We start from the raw sequence: 21,073 nt of genomic DNA on the forward strand, positions 1-21,073 counted from the left end.
TCCCGGTCACTGCCTGCGGCATGTGCCCGTATGACCCCGCTGTGTGACGGCTGTGCCGGCCTGGGCTTCTCCCGCCCAGCACAAGGGTCCGCCCCCTCCGTGCGGTGCGGAGGGGGCGGACCGGCGGTGGCGCCCCGGGCCGGGCGGGACGATCGACCCTGGGGAGGTGATCAGCTGCTCGGAGCGCCGACCGGCTTGCCGTCGGGCGCGACGGCGTACCAGGTGCCGCCCACGCCCTGACCGTTGGTGTCGCCGGGGGCGGTGTCCCCGGAGAAGGTGTAGATCGGCCAGCAGTTGACGGTCATCTGCTTCGCGCCGTCGGGACGGGTGAAGCCCATCAGCCCCTTCTTCTTGACGCCCTGGGTGTCCTCCGGCTTGACCGGAGCGACGGCGGGCCACTTCTGGAGGCAGGCTCCGGCGCAGTTCGAGATGACCTTGGGCCAGGCCTTGTCCTTCAGGAAGCGGTAGACCGTCCTGCCGTTCTTGTCCACGATGATGTCGCCGAGCTTGGGGTCCTTGCGCACGGACAGACCGGGCAGGGAGGCCAGCGAGGCCTTCTTGCCGTCGGGGGCCAGCGCGAACCACTTGCCGCCCACGCCCTGGCCGTTGACGTCACCGGCGTTGACGTCCTTGGCGTAGCGGTACGCCGGCCAGCCGCCGATGGTGAGCTGCTTGGTGCCGTCGGCGCGGGTCACCTCGCCGAGCAGCGACTTGTCGATGCCGGCGCCGGCGGTGGCGTCATTGGCGGGGACCGGCGGCCAGGTCCTGGCACAGTCGTCGACGCAGTTCGACTTGGGCGGGTTGGCGGTGTCCTTGTCGAACCGGTAGAGGGTGAGGCCGGAGCCGTCGGTCAGCACGTTGCCGAGATCGGGGTTGGCGGCCACGGTGAGCTTGCCCGCGGGCGCGGCCGCGGTGGGGGAGCTGGAGCTCTGGTTGCCGTCGGCGCCGTAACCGTTGCCCGCGCCGGTGCCCGTGCCGAGGCCGGCGCCGGTGGTCGGGCTGCCCGCGGGCGCGGTGGCGCCGACGTTCTGGGCCGCGGAGGCCGGGGTGGTGCTGTTGTCCTGACCGCACGCCGTCGTCAGCGCCAGCACCGCGGCGGCTGTCGCCACCAGCGAGGCGGTCCGCCCGGAGGTCTTCATCGTCAACTCCCCATCATCGCCTGGATGTTGCAGCGCCTTGCTGCGCCGCCGCACGGCCATGGGTACGCGGCGCAGGGGGTGGAGTGTTCAACGCGGACGCGAAAATCTTTCCGGAACCTGTGTCCGGCCCCTCGATGGCAGGCGTACGCGGGGCGCACATTTCACGCCAAGCGCGTACTTGGCCGCGTCAAACACCTGATCACGCAATGTCCTTCCTTCGAAGCAATCCCGGCGCACTACGGCGTGCTTCCGGTTCCCGCGCCCCATGATCTTCGTCGTGCATGGACCCGAAGTGACTCGATGCGCGCCCGCCGTAAGGGTGTTGGCCCTGTTGACGCTGAGCTGGACCCTGGTGGGCTGCCCGGCCGGCAGCGCGCGGGCCGACGCCTGCGCGTCCGCCTCCACGGGACCGGACGGCACGGTGGCGGTGGCGTGGGCCGGTGACGGCGCTCACTGGCCCGACCCGCCCTGCCCGACGCCGACCCCGCCGCCGTGCCCGCCGACGCCGACGCCCACCCCGCCGCCGGTACCGCCACCGCCTCCCCCACCGCCACCGCCCCCACCACCCCCGAAGCCGACGCCGCCTCCGCGCCCGACGCCGAAGCCCGCCCCGAAGCCGAAGCGCCCGGTCCGGCCCGCGCCGCCTCCGCCGGCCCCACGCCCGGTCCCGAAGCCCACCCCGACGCCCGCACCGGCGCCGAAGCCGAAGCCCGCGCCGCGGCCCTCGGTGACCCCGGTGAGCTACCCCGCGTACCGCTCCCATCCCGTCAGTCACCGGGCGACGGGCACCACCACGCCCGTCACCTACGTCCTGCTCATCACCGTCCCCGCGATCGTCGCCGTCGCGGCCCTGCGCCCGCGCTGACGCGCCGGCCCGCTCACCCTGGAGGTATCCGTTGCCGGATTGGCTTGTTCTCGTCCTCGCGATGCTGGCGGCCTGTGCCGTCGTGGTGGTCGTCACCGTCCTGCGCAACCGGCGGGCACCCGACGACGAGGACCCCAGCGAGACCCCGGACGTCATCGAGTACATGACGATGTGGATCGGTGTCGTGTACGCCATCGTCCTCGGTCTGGCCATCGCGGGCGTGTGGGAGGCCCGCAGCTCCGCCCAGGACTACGTACAGAGCGAGGCCCAGGCGCTGCACGAGATCTCGGAGCGGGTCCGGGTCTATCCGCCGGACGTCCGTGACCGGATCCGGACTGATGTCAACACCTATGTCAGCTATGTCGTCGACCACGAGTGGAAGACGATGTCGAACCAGGAGCGCGTCACCGACCGCGGTGCCGAGCTGCTGCAGAAGGTCCGTCACGACGTCACCGACTACCAGCCGAAGAACGACTTCGAGGCGCAGGCCTACCAGCCGCTGCTGGACCAGATGACCGCCGCCGACCAGGCGCGCAACGACCGGGCCGACTCCACCGGGGCCACCATGCCGGCGGTGGTGTGGTGGGGGCTGCTCGTCGGCGGGCTGATCACCGTGGGCATGGTGTTCGCGTTGCAGATCCGGCGCACGAAGCGCGAACTGGTGCTGGCCGGGCTGTTCTCCGCGACCATCGCCTTCATGCTGTTCCTCATCTGGGACTTCGACGCCCCCTTCAGCCGGGGCATCGCGGTGACCGCGGAACCGTTCACGAATCTGTTCCCGGGCCTCACCAAATAGCCTCGCGGCCGGATGCCACCCGGCCGCAGGACCGTTTTCCCCCGGACGACGCACACCCGTGCCCCATTCGCGCTACTCCGATCGCGCGGGTGTGCGGACGTTCCTAACGTTGCGGTCATCGAGGTGCGTTCCTGGCCCAGGCGGAAACAGGTCCGCGGCCGCTCCTCGGGGACCGGAGGAAGCAGTATGCGCGCGATACGCGTCGCTTCGGCCGCTCTGCTGGGCGCCGGCACCCTCGCCCTCGCCCTCGGCGCATCGGCCGCCCTCGCGGGTGACGACCACGACGGCACGCCGTTCGGTTTCCGGGTCGCCCCGTCCGCCATCACGGCCGGGAACCGGGTGCGCCTCCAGGTCGACCGGGACGGCGGCGGCTGCCGGGGCACCGCCACGGTGTCCTCCGGGGTCTTCGACACGCTACGGATCCCGCCGGAGCGCTCCTCGGCGACCGCTGTGGTCGACCGGAACGCCAGACCCGGGGCCGCCCACTCGGTGACGTTCCGCTGCGACGGGGCGAGCGGGGCCACCGACCTCACCATCGCCGACGGCCGCGAGGGCGACCAGCGCGACCAGCCCTACGACCAGCGCTACGCGCCGCTCCCGCCGGTGCAGCACGGGGTGCGGGCCGGTGCGGGCGGCAGTGTCGGCGGGTTCGACGTCAAGGAGATCGGCCTCGGCGCGCTACTGATCGCCGGTTCGCTCGGCACGGCCTACCGCCTGGCGCGCCGCCGTGCCCACGAGGACGGCCTCTGACACCGCACGGGCAACGGCGTCAGATCCACTGCTCGTGCCGGCGGCGCAGCCAGAACACGCCGCCCGAAGTCGTCCCCACGATCCGACCCGCGATCCGAGTCCCGCCCGCCGGCCCCGCGGCCGGGATCACGACCGAAGTCCCCTCGGTCGCGGTTGCCGACGTGGTTCCCGCTGTCGTCGAAGTGGCAGCTGATGCCGTTGTCAAGTGATCCTCCGCGGGAGGCGCCCCGGGTCCGGTTCCCGGTCGATCGGCGAGACAACACCTCCCGGAAAAGACCCTCGGACCCCGGGAACACTCCCGCATGCCGAGAATGGTCCGTCCTGGTGAGGCAACACATCGGACCGAAATCACACAATCGGATATTGACGCAGGTCACGGGCCGTCAGGAAATTCCTGGGAACGGCACCTCGGATGGCGCACCGCATCCGCCGCGGGCCACCCGTTCGCCGCTCACCCCGTCGCCCGCACCGCGCGCGGGATTTAGCGTTTTCCCATGCGCGACGCACGCGGCGGCGGCCGCGGCGAGAGGGGATGGCGAATGTCTGCGTCCGGACTGTACGAGCTCGCCGAAGAGGAGGAGCGGCGGCGCAAGCGCGCCCCGTGGGGCGTGATAGCGCTTGTTCTGCTGACCGGCCTGGCGCTCATCCGGAACGGTTCGGGGGAGTTCGACATCGGCCCGCCGCAGCCGGCCTCGGCGGCGGCCCCGGACAGCCGTACGGGCACGTTCGCCGGGGCTCCGGCGCCGCTCGCGTTCTCGGCCGTCGAGCGGGTGCGGATCCCCGCGATCCAGGTGGACGCGCCGGTGATGCCGGTCGGCCTGGACGCGGACGGCTGGATCGGCGCACCCCCGCCCGGGGACCCCAACCTCGCGGGCTGGTTCACCGGTGCGGTCTCCCCCGGCGAGAAAGGCACCGCGGTCGTCGTGGGGCACGTCGACAACCAGCAGGGCCCCGCCGTCTTTTACGGACTCGGGGCCCTGAAACAGGGAAACCGGGTCGAGACTCTGCGCAGGGACGGAAAGACCGCGGTGTTCGAGATCTATGGAATCGAGGTCTTCTCGAAGGCCAATTTCCCCGGTGACCGGGTGTACGGCTCGAAGGGCACCCCGGAATTGCGGGTCATCACCTGCGGGGGCGGTTTCTCGAAACAGAAGGGCTACGACGGGAATGTCGTGGTCTTCGCCCGGCTGGTCGCGGTGGACTGAAGCCACCTCGGCCGGGCCGGGCGAAACCCCTGGCCAAGGGTCACGTGCGGCGGCGCGGCACGGTCATGTGATATCCGGAGTCGAGGAGATGGGGCAGCCATTCACGGATCGCGTGGACGGTCTGCGAACGGTCGCCGCCGGCGTCGTGGGAGAGCACCACGACACCGGGGGCGGCGCCGCTCTCCACCCGGTCGATGATGGTGGAGGTGCCCGGCGTCATCCAGTCGGTGGTGTCCACCGTCCAGGCCATCGGCTCCATGCCCATCTCGGCGCCGAGTTGGAACGCGGCCCGGTTCCAGGCGCCGTAGGGGGCCCGGAACCACTGGGGCCGCTCGCCGTAGGAGTCCTCGATGGCGTCGCTGGTGCGCTCCATCTCGTCGCGGATCTGCCTGCGGTTGAGGGTGGTCAGCAGCGGATGGGTCCAGGTGTGGTTGCCGACGACATGGCCCTCGTCGGCCATCCGGGCCACGAGTTCCCGGTTGTCGACGACGCACTCGCCGCACAGGAAGAACATCGCCCGCACGTCGTACCTGGCGAGGGTGTCCAGGATGTGCGGGGTGTATTCGGGGTTGGGGCCGTCGTCGAAGGTCAGCATCATGTGCCGGCCGCGCCCGGAGATCTTCAGGATCGGCTCGGTGCGCACCTTCAGCTTGCGCGGCGCGGGGCGGGGCGGGCCGTATCCGGTGAGCGGCTGGAGCCGGAACGCGGAGGGCTTGAGCGCCTGACGGGCCTGCGGGCCGGGGGCGGGGGCGGCGGGGATCCGGGCGGTCTCCTCGGTGCCGCCCGCGAGAACGACTCCGGCAGTGCCCGCGGCCCCCACTGCCGCGGCGCCGGCGAGGAGCATCCGGCGCCGGGTGAAGAACTGATCCTTCTGCATGACTCATCACTCGCCCCACCGGCCTCCGGCACACCACAACGACACCGGTGCGAGGGTGGGAAAGCACCCGGTCGGACCAGCGGGGGCCCGGTGGGGAACCGTCCGGCGGCTCTGATAGTCATTCAGTCCGCACACACTGCCGGAGAACGGACACGGGGGGCGAGCCGAATTGGTGCACGGGGGAGAACGCGGGCCGGGCCGCGGGGCGTTGGCGGTGGTGCTGCTGGCCGTCGCCCAGATCCTGGTCGTCTTCGACACCGCGGTCTTCGCGGTGGGGCTGCCGTTGATCCAGTTCGACCGGCATCTGTCGTTCTCCGGGCTGACCTGGCTGCTGTCCGTGTACAGCGTGTGCTTCGCGGCGCTGCCGGTGCTCGCGGGGGCGCTCGGCCGGGCGCTCGGGCACCGGCGGGTGCTGATGGGCGGGTTCGCGCTGTCGAGCCTCGCCGCGGCGGCGCCCGCGCTGTCGACCGCCGCCTGGGTGCTGCTGGCGTCGCGGGCGGTGCAGGGTGTGGCGGCGGCGGTGATCACGGCGGGCGCGCTGGCGCTGATCGACGCCACGCATCCGGCGGGCCGGGACCGGGACCGGGCGCTGAACATGCACTTCGCGGTCGTCGCCTGCGCCACCCCGGCCGTGCTGCTGCCGTGCACGATGCTGCTGGACAGCGTGCGGACGGCGAACACGGTCTTCTGGGTGCAGGCGGTGGCCGGGCTGGTGCTCCTGGTGCTGACCCCGGTGGCGCTGGCCGAGACGGAGCCGGTGCCCGGGGCGCGGAGCCGGGTGGGCGGTGCCGCGCTGGCCGTCGTGCCGCTGGGCTTCCTCGCGTGGTTCGCGGACTGGCTCGGCGGCCGGAGTGTGTCCGTCACGACGGTCATCGTCATCGCCGTGGGCGCCGCGCTGCTGCCGTCCGCGCTGGGCTGGCTGGGCCGTGGCGAGCGGGTGCCGGCCCTGCTGTCCCGGCTGTACCGGGAGCGGGTCGCGTTCGGCGCCTACACGGTGGTGGCGCTGCTGGCGGCGGGCCTGGCCGGGGCCATGATCGTCCTGATGTTCGCCCTGCAGCTGCTCGGCAATCTGTCCCCGATGCAGGTCGGCTGGGCCCTGCTGCCCGCGGTCGCCGGGGTGGTGCTGGGGTGTGCGGTGCTGCCCGTGGTGGCCGCGCGCGCGGGGCTCGCCGGTACGGTGGCCGGAGCGTGCGTGGTGGCGGCCGGCGGGTTCGTGCTGCTGGGCCGCCCAGGTGCGGGCTACGGCTTCGGCGCGGTGCAGCTGCCGCTGCTGCTGATCGCGTTCGGCTGCGGGGTGCTCGCCCTGCCCGCCGGTTTCGCGCGGGGCGGCAGCGGTGCGCTCCCCCAGGAGCTGAACTCCTCCCGGCAGTTCGGCGCCGGTCTGGGCGCCTCCATGTTCGTCGGCGTCATCACGGTCGCCGAGCGGAACACGACGACGGGGACGCTCGCCGGTCTGAAGGAGTACAAGGTCGTCCTCGCGCACGAGGTCCGCCACTGCTTCGACCTCGGTACGGCGCTGTGCCTGACCGCCGCGCTGATCGCGCTGCTGGCCCTGCCCCGCCGAGCCGTCCCCGCGGCCGGCCCGGAGCCGAGGGTCAGCGGTGGCGCACCAGCGGGAACGGCAGGGTCTCCCGGATCGTCAGGCCGGTGAGGAACATGACGAGCCGGTCGACGCCGAGGCCGAGGCCGCCGGTCGGGGGCATCGCGTATTCGAGGGCCTGAAGGAAGTCCTCGTCCAGCTCCATGGCCTCCGGATCGCCGCCGGCGGCCCGCAGCGACTGCTCGGTGAGCCGCCGGCGCTGCTCGACGGGGTCGGTCAGCTCCGAGTAGGCGGTGCCGAGTTCGACGCCGAAGGCGACGAGGTCCCAGCGCTCGGCGAGCCGCGGGTCGGTGCGGTGCTGCCGGGTCAGCGGGGAGACGTCGGTCGGGAAGTCCTTGTAGAAGGTGGGCAGCCGGGTGCGTTCCTCGACCAGCCGTTCGTACATCTCCAGGACGACGTCGGCCGGGGTGTCGTCGGCGGTGTACGGCACTGCGGTGCGGTCGCACAGCCGGTGCAGCCTCAGCAGTTCGGTGCCGGGGCCGATCTCCTCGCCCACCGCCTCGGAGACCGCCCCGTACACGGTCCTGACCGGCCAGGGCCCGGAGATGTCGTACTCCTGCCCGTCCCTGCGGGCCACCGGGGAGCCGAAGGCGGCGCTCGCGGCGCCCTGGATCAGTTCGCGGGTGAGGTCGAGCATCACGGTGTAGTCCGCGTGCGCCTGGTAGGCCTCCAGCATCGTGAACTCGGGGTTGTGCTTGTAGGAGACGCCCTCGTTGCGGAAGGTGCGGCCGAGTTCGAAGACCTTCTCCAGGCCTCCGACGCACAGCCGTTTCAGATACAGCTCGGGGGCGATGCGCAGGTACAGGTCGAGGTCGTAGGCGTTGATGTGGGTGGTGAAGGGGCGGGCGGTGGCGCCGCCGTGGATCGGCTGGAGCATCGGGGTCTCGACCTCGACGTAGCCACGGTCCAGCAGGCCCTGGCGCAGAGCCTGTACGGCGGCGGAGCGGGCCCGCAGGACCGTGCGGGCGGCGGGGCTGGTCGCGAGGTCGAGGTAGCGGCGGCGGACCTTGGCCTCGGGGTCGGTGAGGCCGCGCCGTTTGTCGGGCAGCGGGCGCAGGCACTTGCCGGTGAGCTGCCAGTCGGTGACGAAGACGGTGGGCTCGCCGTGGTCGCTGCGGCCTGCGTGGCCGGTGGCGGTGACGTGGTCGCCGGTGTCGGCGTCGGCGGTGAAGCGGTCGAGGGCGGCCGCGCCGGTACCGTCGCGGGTCAGGGCGATCTGGTGGTCGCCGGACCAGTCGCGCAGCACGGCGAAGACGATGCCGCCGAAGTCGCGGACCAGCATGACCCGTCCGGCGACGGTGACGTCCGCTCCTTCGGGGACGTCGGAGAGGGCGTGGCTGGGGGCGGGGACGCCGACCGGGTAGGGGTCGGTGCCGGCGGCGCGCAGCCGGTCCAGGGTGCGGCGGCGGACGCGGACCTGGTCGGGCAGGCCCGCCTCCGGGGCCGCCGGCCCGGCCCCCTCCCCGGCTTCGCGGCCGGGCGCCGTCAGGGACGGCAGGCCCGCTGTGGTGGCGGGCCGCGGCCCGGCCTTCGGATGCCCCTTGCCCCAGAGCTTGCGCAACGACGGTACGGGGACGAAGCCTTCGGCGATTCCGGAGGCGAGCCCGATGCGGGCGAGGGCGGCGGTCTCGCCGTAGCAGATGAAACGCGGGTACCACTCGGGGTGGTACTTGACGTTGGACCGGTACATGGCCTCCAGTTGCCACCAGCGGGAGAAGAACAGCAGCAGACGGCGCCAGAATCTGAGGACGGGTCCGGCGCCGATACGGGCGCCTTCCTCGAAGGCGGAGCGGAAGACGGCGAAGTTCAGCGAGATCCTGCGGACGCCCAACTTCGCCGCGGCGGCGCACAGTTCGGCGATCATGAACTCCATGACCCCGTTGGGGGCGGCCCGGTCACGGCGCATCAGGTCCAGGGAGATGCCGTCGCGCCCCCAGGGCACGAAGGAGAGCAGGGCGAGCAGCCGGCCGTCCTCGCCGAGGGCCTCCACGAGCAGGCAGTCGCCGTCGGCGGGGTCGCCGAGCCGGTCCAGGGCCATGGAGAAGCCGCGTTCGGTCTCGGTGTCGCGCCAGGCGTCGGCCTTGCCGATGACCTCCTCCATCTCCCGCTCGCCGAGTGCGGCGTGGCGGCGGATCCGGGTGGTGGCGCCGGTGCGGGCGACGCGGTGCACGGCCTGCCGGGTCACCCGCATGTCCCGGCCGTTCAGGTCGAAGGAGGCCACCTGCAGGATCGCCTCGTCGCCGAGCTGGAGGGCGCCGAGCCCGGCGCGGACATAGGCACGGGCACCGTCCTCGGAGGCGCCCATCACGGCGGGCGCCCAGGCGTAGCGACGGGCCACGTCCAGCCAGGCGGCGATCGCGTGCGGCCAGGCCTCCATGTCGCCGACGGGATCGCCGCTGGCCAGGCACACCCCGGCCTCGACGCGGTAGGTGACGGCGGCCTTGCCGCTGGGCGAGAAGACGACGGCCTTGTCCCGGCGGGTGGCGAAGTAGCCGAGCGAGTCCCGCTCGCCGTAGTCGGCGAGGAGGGCGCGGATGCGGGCCTCCTCGTCGTCGTGCAGGGCGGCCTCCAGGCGCTGGGAGCGGAACAGCGTGGCGGCGGCGTTGAGCAGGGCGAGGGCGCCGAGGAGGCCGAGGACGAAGGTGACCTTGCGCGGCGGGCGGCCGGCGAACGCGCCGGGCGGGAACAGTCCGCCGAGGACCCGGTCGGCCGCCCAGGCCAGATGCTCGTTCGCCGGGAGCGTGCCCGGAAACATCATGACCAGGCCCCAGCCCAGCAGGATCGCCACCACGAGCCCGGCCAGCAGCACACCGAGGGCCCGCCACACGGCGCCGCGGCGGGAGGCGGCGTAGAACTCCCCGTGGGCCACGACGAGCAGGACCAGCAGCAGGCCGGACACCGCCAGGGACAGCAGCGACTCGGTGTACAGCCCGACGCCCACGCCGAGTGCGTCGCTGAGGACGACCAGGCCGAGGTAGACGACGACCAGCCACCAGGCGATCTTCTTGCGGGCGGCAATGGCGCCGGCCAGCAGGAACAGGAAGACGGCGTAGGCGAGGTTGGCGCTGATGGGCACCAGGAGCATGTCGAGGGTGTGGATGACCGGCTGGAGCAGGTCCCGCAGGGGCTCGATGAGCGCGACCAGGGCGCACAGCAGGCCGAGTGCGCCGAAGAGGGTCGCGAAGGCCTTGGGCACCCAGCCGAGGCGCCCGCCGGCGGACGGGCGTACCGGCGTCGTGGGGTCCCTCCGTTCGGCGGGCCCGGCGCTCGCGGTCATGGTTCCGACTGTAGGAAGCGGCCGGGCGGCTCGCCCGTCGAGAGGCCGGCGCCGGGCCGGAACGGCGCGTTGTCCTGCTGCGATACGGCCCCGTGCCGTAGCGGGAACCGCCGGTTCCGATAGCCTCACAGCCGTGACGGAACAGCAGGGGCAGCACTCTCACTCGCCCGCGCACCGATTCGAGCGGGGTACGGACGGGCCGAAGGTCATCGTGGTCGGGGTGGACGGCTCGGACTCCTCGCTGCGCGCGGCCGCGTACGCGGGCGGGCTCGCCCGGCGCCAGCACGCGTTGCTGGCCGTGGTGTACGTGCAGCCGGTGCTCGCGGCCGGGGCGGCCCTCGGTGCGCCGGTGGCCGAGACGACCGACGAGATCGCCGAGGACCTGGTCACGTACATCCGGGAGGCGGCCGAGCGGGTCAAGGGGATATTCGAGGTGCGCTGGGAGTTCCACACCTTCCGCGGCGACCCCTACACCGGGCTGGTGAAGGCGGCCGACGAGCTCCAGGCGGACGCGGTGGTCGTCGGTGCCTCGGAGCAGGCCGGGCACCGGATCATCGGCTCGGTGGCGGTGCGGCTGGTGAAGGCGGGGCGCTGGCCGGTGACGGTCGTTCCGTAGCGCGCGTGGGGCGCCACAGCAGCAGCGGGGTGGCGAGGAGCAGGACTCCGGCCACGGCGATCGCCGTGCGCGGGCTGGTGGCGGCGGCCAGCAGGCCCCACAGGGCGGTGACGGCGGCGGTGGTGGCCTTGCCGGTGACGGACCAGGCGGCGAGGGTACGGGCCACCCGGTCGTCCGGGGTCAGTTCCAGGCGCTCGGCGGCGAGCACGGGGCCGTAGATGCCCGAGCAGGTGATCAGGCCGGCCTCGGTCACCATCACGACCAGCAGACCGGGCAGGCCGGGGCGGACGAAGGCGAGGCCGACGGACCACAGCGCGCGCAGCACGCCGGTGGTGAGCAGGATCCGCCGGCGGCCGTAGCGGGTGGCGAGCGGGCGGGCCAGCCGGGAGCCGAGCAGTCCGCCGAGGCAGGGCACGGCGAAGGCGAGGCCGTACTGCCAGGGGGTGAAGCCGAGGTGTCCGAGCATGAGGACCGACAGCACCGGCGAGGTGGCCATGATCAGGGCGTTGTTGGCCAGCGAGTTGAGGAACAGCGGGCGCAGGGCGGGGCTGGTGAGCAGGTGCCGCCAGCCGTCGAGGAGGTCGCCGGCGCGGGGTGCGGCGGTGCGCTGCGGGCGGGGCTCGCCGGAGCCGATGGCGCGGATGCCGAGGGCGGAGAGCAGATAGCTGACGGCGTCCGCGACCACGGTCGTCACGGGTCCGAGCAGGCCGATCGCGGCGCCGCCGAGCGGGGGGCCGAGCACCGTGGCGGTCCAGGTGGTGGACTCGAATCGGCTGGTGGCGGTGAGCAGGTCCGCGGCCGGCACGAGGGCCTTGAGGTGGGCGCCGGAGGCGGCGGTGAAGGTGATGTCGGCCGCCGCGACGATCACCGAGACGGTGAGCAGCTGTCCGAAGCCGAGCATGCCGAGCGCGTAGGCGGCGGGCAGGCTGAGCAGCGCGGCGCAGCGCACCAGGTCGGCGGTGATCATCACGGGGCGCTTGCGGCGGAATTCCACCCAGGGTCCGACGGGTACGGCGGCCACCGCGCCGACGGCCACGCCTGCGGAAGCCAGCAGCGAGACCTGGGCGGAGCCGGCGTGCAGCACGAGGACCGCGATCATCGCGAAGGCGTCGAAGGCAAGCCAGGTGCCGAAGGTACTGACCGCGTAGGCCCCCCACAGCCATCCGAACTGCCGCCCCAGCTTCATGCACAACCTCCCGTTGCCGGAGGACATGAAATCTGCTGGACGCCACTGGGGGCAAACAACCGGAGGGGCGCCGATCACAACCAATGGTTGTAGGACTACCGAGACGCACTGGTCAGGTGGGGGCACCCATGCGTGGCGTCTTCCGTGCGGGTCCCTGCTCGGCCATCATGAGCCGCCGGCAGCCGTTTGCCGTCGGTGAAGAGGTGAGGCTCATGGTCAGGATCCGCGCGGGCGAAGGCATTCTCCGGCGCAAACCCATCGAGCACATCGAGGAGACGGAGGTCCGCGAGGGCCCCCGGCTGGACCGGTCGCTGGGCCTGTGGCAGCTCACCGCGATCGGCGTCGGCGGCATCATCGGCGCCGGCATCTTCACGCTGGCCGGCACGGTGGCCAACGGCACGGCCGGACCGGCGGTGCTGGTGTCGTTCCTGATCGCCGGTGTCGCGAGCGCGTGCGCGGCGCTGTCGTACGCCGAGTTCGCCGGGCTGATCCCGAAGGCGGGGTCGGCGTACACCTATGGCTACGCGGTGCTCGGCGAGTTCGCCGGCTGGTTCATCGGCTGGGACCTGCTGCTGGAGTACACCGCGATCGTGGCGGTGGTGGCCATCGGCATCTCGGGCTACTTCAGCTTCCTGGTCCAGGAGATGGGCGCCAACCTGCCGCACTGGATGCTGGGCGCGCCCGGCACCGGCGACGGGCACCGGGTCGATCTGTTCGCGGTCGTGCTGTGCCTGCTGATCGCCTGGCTGCTGAACCTGGGCATCCGCAGCGCGGCCCGCTTCGAGACGCTCGTGGTGGCACTGAAGGTCCTCGTGGTGCTGCTGGTGATCGGGGTGGGCGTGTTCCACATCGACTCCGCGAACTATCACCCGTTCTTCCCGTACGGCATCGGCGGCGCCTTCACCGGCGCGGCCACGGTGTTCTTCGCGGTGTTCGGCTACGACGCGATGTCGACGGCGGCCGAGGAGTCGAAGGACGCCCAGCGGCACATGCCGAAGGCGATCATCTACTCGCTGGCGATCTCGATGGTGCTGTACGTGGCGGCCTGTCTGGTCCTGACGGGCATGCAGAACTACCGCCACATCAACAAGGAGAGCGGCTTCGCCACGGCGTTCAAGTCGGTGGGCCTGAACGCGCTGGCGGACGTGATCGCGGTGGGCGCCATCATCGGCATCCTCACCGTGATGTTCACGTTCATGCTGGGCGTGACGCGGGTGTGGTTCTCCATGTCCCGCGACGGGCTGCTGCCCAAGTGGTTCGCGAAGACGCACCCGACCCGGCATGTGCCGACCCGGGTGACCTGGATCGTCGGGGCGGGCTCGGCGGCCATCGCCGGGTTCGTGCCGATCGGCTCGGCGGCCGAGCTGACCAACATCGGCATCCTGCTGGCGTTCGTCGTGGTGTGCACGGCGGTCATCGTGCTGCGCTACCGGCAGCCGGACCTGCCGCGCACCTTCCGCACGCCGTGGATGCCGGTCGTGCCCGCGCTGGGGGTCGTCTTCTCGATCTGGCTGATCACGTACCTGATGTGGGAGACGTGGGTGCGGTTCGCGGTGTGGTTCGTGATCGGCTGCGTGATCTACTTCCGCTACTCCTACCGGCACTCGGCGCTGGCCGAGCGGGCGCCCGCCGCCTGAGCTCCGGCCGCCGCGCGGGTCCCGGACGCCCCGGTGGCCGCACATCGCGTTGCTGCGGGCGGTGCCGGCGTGCCACAGGCCGGCCCGGTCCATGGCGTCCAGGGTGCGGCGGACGCCGGCGGCGCCGTCGTCCAGCACGTGGTCGGAGGCGGTGGAGCAGCTGTCGTAGCCGGTCGCCGCGAGGGCCTGGGCGATCCGCGGCGCGGAGCCGGAGGCGGGGTCGCTGCCGAAGTGGCCGCCGGTGCCGTGCACGGCCTCCATGTGACACAGCGCCAGACCGGCGCGGGAGACGACGGATTCGGCACCGGCGAGCAGGGGCCCGAAGTCCTAGCCGCGCCCGGCGCCGTCGTGGGCCGCGCGGTCGATGACGGGGGTGCGGGGCAGGACGTCCCCGGAGGCGACGAGGGCGAAGCCGCGGGCGGCGGCGCCGGTCGCCGGGTCCGCGCTCTGCTGCCGTGCGTGGTTCGTGCAGGCGGCCGCCGCCGCGAGGACGGCGGTGAGGGCCAGGGCCACTTTTTGTCTGCGTCCGAACATCAGCTCACCCCAGGAATGTCGTATTTACTGACAAAAGCCGTGACGGGCATATGGGTACGAATCTCGCCCGGCAGATAAACGGACCATCCACTCCCGTTAGCCCGTCCGGCGCACCGCCGGGCCGCCCGTCCGACCGTTCGCCGACGCGATCGACCGCCCGTCGCAGGGCCGCGCCCGCCCCCTGTCCCCCGCCCGCGCACTGCGCTGGCATACGGCCATGACGGCCGCAACCTCACTCACCCGCGGGACGACGACCGCCGAACACGAACTGGCCGCGCTCCAGCGCGAGCACGGCGGCCCCCTGTTCGCCCTCCTGCTCCGGCTCTGCGACGGCGACCGGCAGCGCGCGGAGGACCTCGTCCAGGAGACGCTGGTGCGCGCCTGGCAGCACCCCGAGGCGCTGCACGCCGAGGACTTCGACTCGGTACGGCCCTGGCTGCTGACCGTCGCCCGGCGGCTCGCGATCGACGCCCGCAGGGCCCGCCAGGCGCGGCCCCCCGAGGCCGACGGCGAGGTCCCCGAGACCGCCCGGGTGACCGCCGATCACGCCGAACGGGCGGCCGCGATGCTCGATGTGCGCGAGGCTGTGAAGACCCTCACGCCGGAGCACCGTGACGTCCTTGTACTGGTGTACTTCCTCGGGGCCAGTGTGGCGGAAGCGGCGCAGACCCTGGGCGTGCCACCCGGTACCGTGAAGTCCCGCGCGTACTACGCGCTGCGCGCGCTGCGCCGGGTCCTGCCGGGTTACGCGGCCGACCTGCACTGAAACCGGAGCCTTGGTCAAACCTCGGTAAAGCGCCTTGCTGTGGCCCCCATTGGGGCAATGGGCTGTCCTCACGGTGTTCCGGGCGGGGACCGGGCCGCGACCCGACGGGGGTCGGGCCACGCGCGTACCGGAGGAAGGGCAGGAAGGGATGCTGCACAGAGGGCACGAGAGCACGGACGGCACCGGTGGTGGTGAACTGGCCGTCCCCATGGCCTGGTTGTACGCCGAGTACATCGCCGACGAGCTGCTGCGCACCGGCGACCTCATGCCGCCGACGTCCTTCGAGTTCCGGGCCGGCCGGGACGCGCTGGCGCTGACCGTCTTCCTGTCCGACACCGACGGGGAGCTGTCCGGTATCCGGGTGATCTCCCAGCTGGAGAACTGGCTGTCGCTGACGGCGTACGACCAGCCGTGGCAGGACTGGGTGCGCGAGCGCATGGCCGAGCTGACCGAGCGGGCCGCCGAGGCCGGCACCCGCTCGCCGGACCTGGCCCTGGCCGCCGACGCCTGGCGCTGGCTGGAGGAGACCGAGCTGCTCGCGCCCGATCTGGACGCGGTGCCGGGCGGGGCCGGGGTGCTCGGCGAGGACGACGGGCCGAAGGTGTGGACACCGGCCTGGCGGCTCGGGCTGCCGCTCGGGCATCTGGCGATCCACCTTTTCTGAGGTTTCCGGAAACCCGACCAATCCGCGGGCCGGGCCGCTCCGAATCTCTTGACCCGGATTCCGTGGGTGGCTTGAGTGATTCCGCTGTCGGCTGCGTACGGGTGGGAGCAAGGAGTAACCCCACCCACACCCAACGGCACGAGGATTCGGCATGAGGTCCCAGGAAAGGCATCGCGATGTCGGCGCGTACGCGCTCGGCGTGCTGGACGAGGCGGACGCCTTCCGCTTCGAGGACCACCTCATGGAGTGCCCTCGGTGCGCGGCACAGGTGACCGAATTCGGCCCTGCCGCACGGCAGTTGATGCTGTACCGCCGGACCACGCCGCGCTTCGTGCACCCCATGGCACAGCCCGGTACCCGGCTGCTGGAACGGCTGCTCGGCGACGTCGCCCGCCGCCGGCGGGCGGGCCGGCGGCGTTTCCTGTACGGCCTGGCCGCCTCCGTGGTGCTGGCCGTGGCCGGCTCCGGCCTGATGGCCTTCACCGGGCATGACGCGGCGGCCGCGCACGTCACCGCGGCGACCGATCCGCGGACCGGGGTGTGGGCCGAGGTCACGGCCGACGACGGGGACACCGGCAGCCGGCTGCTGCTGCGGGTCCAGGACCACACCGGCCCGCACACCTGCCGGCTCGTCGTCGTGGGCCGCGACGGCTCCGAACAGATCGCCGGCACCTGGACCGAGACCGGCCGCGACACCGGCACCGTCACCGCGCAGGGCGCTTCCCCGCTGCGCCCTGACCAGATCGCCCGCTACGACGTGCGCACCGCCGACGGTCAGCGTCTGGTGTCCGTCCAGGCACCCTGAGGCTCACTTCAGCAGCCGGGACAGCCTGCGGTCGGCCAGCGGCTTGCCGCCCGTCTGGCAGGTGGGGCAGTACTGGAGCGAGGAGTCGCTGAAGGAGACCTCGCGGATCGTGTCACCGCACACCGGGCAGGGCTCGCCGGTACGGCCGTGGACGCGCAGCCCGCTCTTCTTCTCCGCCTTCAGCCGCCCCGCGGCCACTCCCCGGGAGCGCTCGACCGCCTCGGTGAGCGTGGTGCGCAGCGCCCCGTAGAGCCGACGGGTCTCCTCCGGGGTGAGCGAGGAGGCCAGCTTGAACGGGGACATCTTCGCGGCGTGCAGGATCTCGTCGCTGTAGGCGTTGCCGACGCCCGCGATCAGGGACTGATCCCGCAGGGCCCCCTTCAGCTGCCGCCGCTCGCCCGTGAGCAGCGCGGCGAAGCGGCCTTCGTCGAAGCCGTCGGCGAGCGGGTCCGGGCCGAGCCGGGCGATGCCCTCGATCTGCCGCGGGTCGTGGACGACGTACACCGCGAGCCGTTTCTGGGTGCCGGCCTCGGTGAGGTCGAAGCCCGCGCCGGTCTCCAGCGCCACCCGCAGGGCGAGCGGGCCCTTGCCCGGCTTGGGCGGGCCGTCCGGCAGCCGGTCCTTCCACTGGAGCCAGCCCGCGCGGGCCAGATGGGTGACCAGGTGCAGGCCGGTGCTCCCTGCGATGTCGAGGAACTTCCCGTGCCGGTGCACGGCGGTGACCTCGCTGCCCTCGAACGCCCCGAGGGGAGGGTCGTACGTCTTCAGGACGCTGATCGCGACCGGCAGCACCCGGACGACCTCGTGGCCGACCAGGTGCTCGGTCAGGAAGTCCCGGAGGGCTTCCACCTCGGGCAGTTCCGGCATACGTCCAGCGTGCCATGCGCGGCGTCCGCGGCCCGTGCGGTCAGGCCGGCCCGGGTGTCAGGAACTCGCACCACACCGCCTTGCCGCCGCCGCGCGCCTCCACGCCCCACACGTCGGTGAGCAGGTCCACCAGGAGCAGGCCGCGGCCGGAGACGCCGTCCTCCCCCGCGTCACGGCGGCGGGGCAGGGCGCTGGAGGAGTCCTCGACCTCGATACGGAGCCTGCGGTCGCTGCCGTCCAGCACCCGCAGGGTGACGATCGCGGAGCCCTCGGTGTGCAGCAGGACGTTGGTGACCAGCTCGTCGGCGACCAGCTCGATCTCGTCGGCCCGCGCGCCGGCGTCCCAGGCGCGGACCGCGGCGCGGACCATGTGCCGGGCCTGTACGAGGGCCTCGGAATCGCCGGGGGCCACGTGCTGCTGGAGCCGGCCGCCGGCCCGGGGGGCCTCCGGGACGCGGCGGCGCAGCAGGAGCAGCGCCACGTCGTCGTCGCCGCCGCGCTCCTCGGCGAGCTGGATCAGCCGGTCGGCGAGGGCCCGGACATCGTCCGGGCCCTCGCTGATGTGCGCCTCCAGGCCGCGCATGCCGTCGTCGAGGTCGGCTCCGGGGCGTTCGACGAGGCCGTCGGTGCACAGCAGCAGGGTGTGGCCGGGGTCGAGTTCGAGGGTGGAGACGGGGTACTCCAGCCGGCCGAACTCGGCGGACAGGCCGAGCGGCAGCCCGCCGTGGACCGGGGCCCGGCGGCAGGTGCCGTCGGTGTGCCGGATCAGCGGGTCGATGTGCCCGGCGCGCACCGCCTGTACGACTCCGGTGGCCAGGTCGGCCTCGGCGTACAGGCAGGTGGCGAAGCGGTCGGTGTCGAGTTCGTACAGGAAGACGGAGGCGCGGGCCATCACGGTGGCCGGGGTGTGCCCTTCGGCGGCGTAGGCGCGCAGCACGATCCGCAGCTGGCCCATGACGGCCGCCGCGTGGGTGTCATGGCCCTGGACGTCGCCGATGACCGCGCCGACCCGGCCGCCGGGCAGCGGGATCAGGTCGTACCAGTCGCCGCCGATGTCCCGGCCGAGGGCGCCCCCGGCGGTGGCGGCGCGGTAGCGGACGGCGACGTCGGCGCCGCGGACGCTGGGGATGGTGCGCGGCAGCATGGCCTGCTGCAGGCCCTGGGCGAGGTCCTTCTCCTGCTCGTAGAGCATGGCCCGCTGCAGGCTCTGCGCGATGCTGCTGCCGAGCGCGACCAGGACGGCGCGCTCCTCGGCGGAGAAGCCGCGCCGGTCGCTGTAGAGCAGGCCCATGGCGCCGATCGGGCGGGCCTGGGCGATCAGCGGGAGATAGGCGGCCGAGGTGATGTGCAGGTCGGTGAGGTGCGGCCAGAGGATCGGGTAGCCCTCGGCGAACTCCTCGGGCGACTCGATGAAGCGCGGCAGGAGCGTGCGCACGACCTCGCCCATCGGGTACGGCTCCTCGATCCGGGTGACCTTGGTGCCGGGCACGGAGGCGTAGGCGGGGCCCTCGGCGACGAGCCGGATCCGGCCGGCCTCCACCAGGCCCATCACCAGGCTGGCCGCGCCGAGATGGCGGACGCCGTGGGTGTCCTTGAGGACGTCGATGACGTCCTGGACGGTGCGGGCGTGGGCGAGGGCGGCGGAGACGGCCTGGACGATGTTCGTCTGCTGGCGGAACGCCTCGTCCTGGGCGGCGCGCAGGCTGCGGGCGCTGCTGTCGGCCAGTTCCTCGGTGGCGTCGCGGAGGATGCCGACGACCCGGCGGGGGCGGCCGGTCTCGTCGCGCCGGATGTAGCCCTGGGTGTGGGTCCAGCGGAGGGTGCCGTCGCGGCAGCGGATGCGGAAGTAGCCGCCGTAGTTCTCGCTGCCGTCCTTGATGGCCTGGGCCACCACGGCGTCCATCCGGGCCGCCTCGGGCTGCGGCACCCGGACGGTGAGGGACTCGGCACGGCCGTCGTACTCCTCGGGCCGCAGATCGAAGATCGTGTAGGCCTGGGCGTCCATGTGGAACAGTCCCGCGTCCAGGTCCCAGTCGAAGGTGCCCATACGGTTGAGCGCCAGGATCGGGTCCGGGTGGGCGGGCCAGTCCGCCGGGAGTGACAGGGCACTCGCTCCCCGATCAGCCATGGGGCCACCTTGCCAGGGTTTGCCGGATTCTTCGACCTGATCGGGACGAGACCGGGGAGCCCACCGGGCGGTGCGTCTCGGGGTGTGGTCAGGGGGTGTGGTCAGGGGTGTGGCCGTCAGCCGCCGGAGGCATCGGCGGGGGCGTCGGGCGGGCCGATGTCGTAGGGCGGGTCCAGGGTGAGATCGAGGGACGGCGGGTTCTGCCGGCGGGCCAGCCCGGGGGCCGGGGCGGAGGGCGCGGTGGTGCCCGGCCGCGGGCTGGGCAGCAGGCTGTACGGCGGTCCCGTGCCCGTAAGTGCCGTGTCCGCCGGGTCCGGGTCGGGCAGGGCGGTGGTGGTCCGGGCGGGCGCGGGGACGACCTGGTCGCGGCGGACGTCATGGCCGATGCGGCGCTCGATCCAGGTGTGCGTCGCGACGTCGAGGATCGTGAAGCCGGCGACGGCGCGGGGTGCCGGGGTCACCGCGACGACCCGGCCCGGCCGGTACCCGGACCAGACGGTGCCGCGGGTGCCGAGGCCGTCGCGGTCGTGGCCCGGTGCGGGCGGCCCCAGCGGGTTGCCGCAGGCGCAGCGCACCCGGGGCACGCCCCGGTTGTCCACGAGGACGGCGGTGCCGGCCTGGAGCACGGCCTGGTAGGCGGCCGCCTGCCCGGCATGGTAGGCGTGATTGGTGACCCGGGTGTCGGCGCGCAGCATGACGGGGGTCAGGCCGCGCAGATAGCCCGGCAGGTCCGGCGCCGAGATCCCGGCCGCACCGGCGAAGGCGCCGCCCCGGCCCCGGTCCGCCGTCAGATACCCGATCTGCCGCTCGACGTCGCAGCCGGCGACGCGCTCGGTCCCGCTGTAGAGGCCGGGCGTCCCGCCCGGCAGCGCGCGCATCGCCGGCAGGGGTACGACGGGCAGCGCGGCCGGGAGGGCCGGCCGCCGGGCGGATGCGGGGACGGTCGGAGCGGTGGGGCCGACGCCGGGGGGTGGGGCGGCGGTGGGGGCGCGGGGAACGGCGGGGACGGAGCCGGTGGAAAGGGCGGAACCGGGTCCGTCCGGAACGGCAGGACCGATGGAGCCCGTGGTGCCCGGGCCCGGAGTCTGGGGCACGGTCGGCTCGGTGGCCGTGGAGTCGGTGAAGGGGTCGGGCCCCTGGGAGGCGGCGGGCTGGAGGTAGACCTCCGCGCCCAGCGGGGCCTCCTTGACGCCGGGGCGGATGCAGCCGGTCACGAGGAGCGCGGCCGCGAGGACGAGGGCCGTGACGATGGATCCGGTGGGTATCCGCACCGTACACTCCGCATCACTGTGGGTGACTTACCCTCTATTGTCTGCATTGCACCCGTTTGGCTGGCAACTCGGGGGGCGGTCATGATGGAA

General features: G+C 72.9%; 17 protein-coding genes and 1 pseudogene. 10 read left to right on the plus strand and 8 right to left on the minus strand.

Translation table 11 applies throughout. The annotated features are described in order from the left end of the window. Positions 1-170: 170 nt before the first annotated feature. Entirely contained in the window at positions 171-1,139 is a 969-nt protein-coding gene (locus O1G22_RS06010) for an SCO0930 family lipoprotein (RefSeq protein ID WP_270080342.1), read from the minus strand. 736 nt (positions 1,140-1,875) lie between these two features. On the opposite strand from O1G22_RS06010, the gene O1G22_RS06015 reads away from it, so the two are divergent. The 4 genes from O1G22_RS06015 to O1G22_RS06030 all read left to right on the plus strand — a co-directional run bounded on the left by O1G22_RS06015 (position 1,876) and on the right by O1G22_RS06030 (position 4,755). Continuing rightward, entirely contained in the window at positions 1,876-2,004 is a 129-nt protein-coding gene (locus tag O1G22_RS06015) for a hypothetical protein (protein WP_270080343.1), read from the plus strand. A gap of 31 nt (positions 2,005-2,035) precedes the next feature. Further along, entirely contained in the window at positions 2,036-2,800 is a 765-nt protein-coding gene (locus O1G22_RS06020; protein ID WP_270080344.1) for a bestrophin-like domain, read from the plus strand. A 186-nt stretch (positions 2,801-2,986) separates the two neighbouring features. Beyond that, positions 2,987-3,550, plus strand: a complete 564-nt coding sequence (locus tag O1G22_RS06025) for a hypothetical protein (RefSeq protein WP_270080345.1) — start codon at positions 2,987-2,989, stop codon at positions 3,548-3,550. Positions 3,551-4,089: 539 nt separating this feature from the next. Beyond that, on the plus strand, positions 4,090-4,755 hold the full coding sequence (locus tag O1G22_RS06030; RefSeq protein WP_270080346.1) for a class F sortase: 666 nt from the start codon (positions 4,090-4,092) through the stop codon (positions 4,753-4,755). Positions 4,756-4,795: 40 nt separating this feature from the next. Here O1G22_RS06030 and O1G22_RS06035 read toward each other — a convergent pair whose 3' ends face one another. Then, a complete protein-coding gene (locus O1G22_RS06035) occupies positions 4,796-5,632 on the minus strand; it encodes a polysaccharide deacetylase family protein (protein ID WP_270080347.1) in 837 nt (278 codons plus the stop codon). Between the two features lie 172 nt (positions 5,633-5,804). Here O1G22_RS06035 and O1G22_RS06040 point away from each other — a divergent pair, with 172 nt between their 5' ends. Next, complete coding sequence (locus O1G22_RS06040; RefSeq protein ID WP_270080348.1) at positions 5,805-7,283, plus strand: MFS transporter; 1,479 nt, start codon at positions 5,805-5,807, stop codon at positions 7,281-7,283. Here the strand turns inward: O1G22_RS06040 and lysX are convergent. Continuing rightward, positions 7,228-10,509: a bifunctional lysylphosphatidylglycerol synthetase/lysine--tRNA ligase LysX gene (gene lysX / locus O1G22_RS06045; RefSeq protein WP_270080349.1), complete on the minus strand. Its 3,282-nt coding sequence runs from the start codon at positions 10,507-10,509 to the stop codon at positions 7,228-7,230. The genes O1G22_RS06040 and lysX overlap by 56 nt on opposite strands. Positions 10,510-10,642: 133 nt before the next feature. Here lysX and O1G22_RS06050 point away from each other — a divergent pair, with 133 nt between their 5' ends. Beyond that, positions 10,643-11,125: a universal stress protein gene (locus O1G22_RS06050; protein ID WP_270080350.1), complete on the plus strand. Its 483-nt coding sequence runs from the start codon at positions 10,643-10,645 to the stop codon at positions 11,123-11,125. On the opposite strand, the gene O1G22_RS06055 is transcribed toward O1G22_RS06050, so the two are convergent. After that, positions 11,061-12,311: an MFS transporter gene (locus O1G22_RS06055; RefSeq protein ID WP_270080351.1), complete on the minus strand. Its 1,251-nt coding sequence runs from the start codon at positions 12,309-12,311 to the stop codon at positions 11,061-11,063. The two genes, O1G22_RS06050 and O1G22_RS06055, sit on opposite strands and share 65 nt — an antisense overlap. 212 nt (positions 12,312-12,523) lie before the next feature. Here O1G22_RS06055 and O1G22_RS06060 point away from each other — a divergent pair, with 212 nt between their 5' ends. Further along, complete coding sequence (locus O1G22_RS06060) at positions 12,524-13,948, plus strand: amino acid permease (protein WP_270080352.1); 1,425 nt, start codon at positions 12,524-12,526, stop codon at positions 13,946-13,948. A 51-nt stretch (positions 13,949-13,999) separates the two neighbouring features. On the opposite strand, the pseudogene O1G22_RS06065 reads toward O1G22_RS06060, so the two are convergent. Beyond that, positions 14,000-14,482, minus strand: a pseudogene (locus O1G22_RS06065) (CapA family protein); the annotation flags it as partial. 217 nt (positions 14,483-14,699) lie between these two features. On the opposite strand from O1G22_RS06065, the gene O1G22_RS06070 reads away from it, so the two are divergent. The 3 genes from O1G22_RS06070 (at position 14,700) to O1G22_RS06080 (ending at position 16,717) form a co-directional block, all read left to right on the plus strand. Beyond that, on the plus strand, positions 14,700-15,248 hold the full coding sequence (locus tag O1G22_RS06070; RefSeq protein ID WP_270080353.1) for a sigma-70 family RNA polymerase sigma factor: 549 nt from the start codon (positions 14,700-14,702) through the stop codon (positions 15,246-15,248). A gap of 148 nt (positions 15,249-15,396) precedes the next feature. Beyond that, positions 15,397-15,912, plus strand: coding sequence for a hypothetical protein (locus O1G22_RS06075; protein ID WP_270080354.1), 516 nt, complete (start codon positions 15,397-15,399; stop codon positions 15,910-15,912). A 151-nt stretch (positions 15,913-16,063) separates the two neighbouring features. After that, complete coding sequence (locus O1G22_RS06080; RefSeq protein WP_270080355.1) at positions 16,064-16,717, plus strand: zf-HC2 domain-containing protein; 654 nt, start codon at positions 16,064-16,066, stop codon at positions 16,715-16,717. A 3-nt stretch (positions 16,718-16,720) separates the two neighbouring features. Here the strand turns inward: O1G22_RS06080 and O1G22_RS06085 are convergent, their stop codons facing one another. From O1G22_RS06085 to O1G22_RS06095, 3 genes are all read right to left on the minus strand, one after another. Next, a complete protein-coding gene (locus tag O1G22_RS06085) occupies positions 16,721-17,584 on the minus strand; it encodes an Fpg/Nei family DNA glycosylase (protein WP_270080356.1) in 864 nt (287 codons plus the stop codon). A 40-nt stretch (positions 17,585-17,624) separates the two neighbouring features. After that, positions 17,625-19,712 carry a SpoIIE family protein phosphatase gene (locus tag O1G22_RS06090; protein WP_270080357.1) on the minus strand — a complete coding sequence of 696 codons (2,088 nt, stop codon included), beginning with the start codon at positions 19,710-19,712 and terminating at the stop codon, positions 17,625-17,627. Positions 19,713-19,828: 116 nt separating this feature from the next. After that, on the minus strand, positions 19,829-20,983 hold the full coding sequence (locus O1G22_RS06095) for a DUF6777 domain-containing protein (protein ID WP_270080358.1): 1,155 nt from the start codon (positions 20,981-20,983) through the stop codon (positions 19,829-19,831). Positions 20,984-21,073: the final 90 nt, after the last annotated feature.

Source organism: Streptomyces camelliae (assembly GCF_027625935.1).
In the GTDB taxonomy this organism is placed as follows: domain Bacteria; phylum Actinomycetota; class Actinomycetes; order Streptomycetales; family Streptomycetaceae; genus Streptomyces; species Streptomyces camelliae.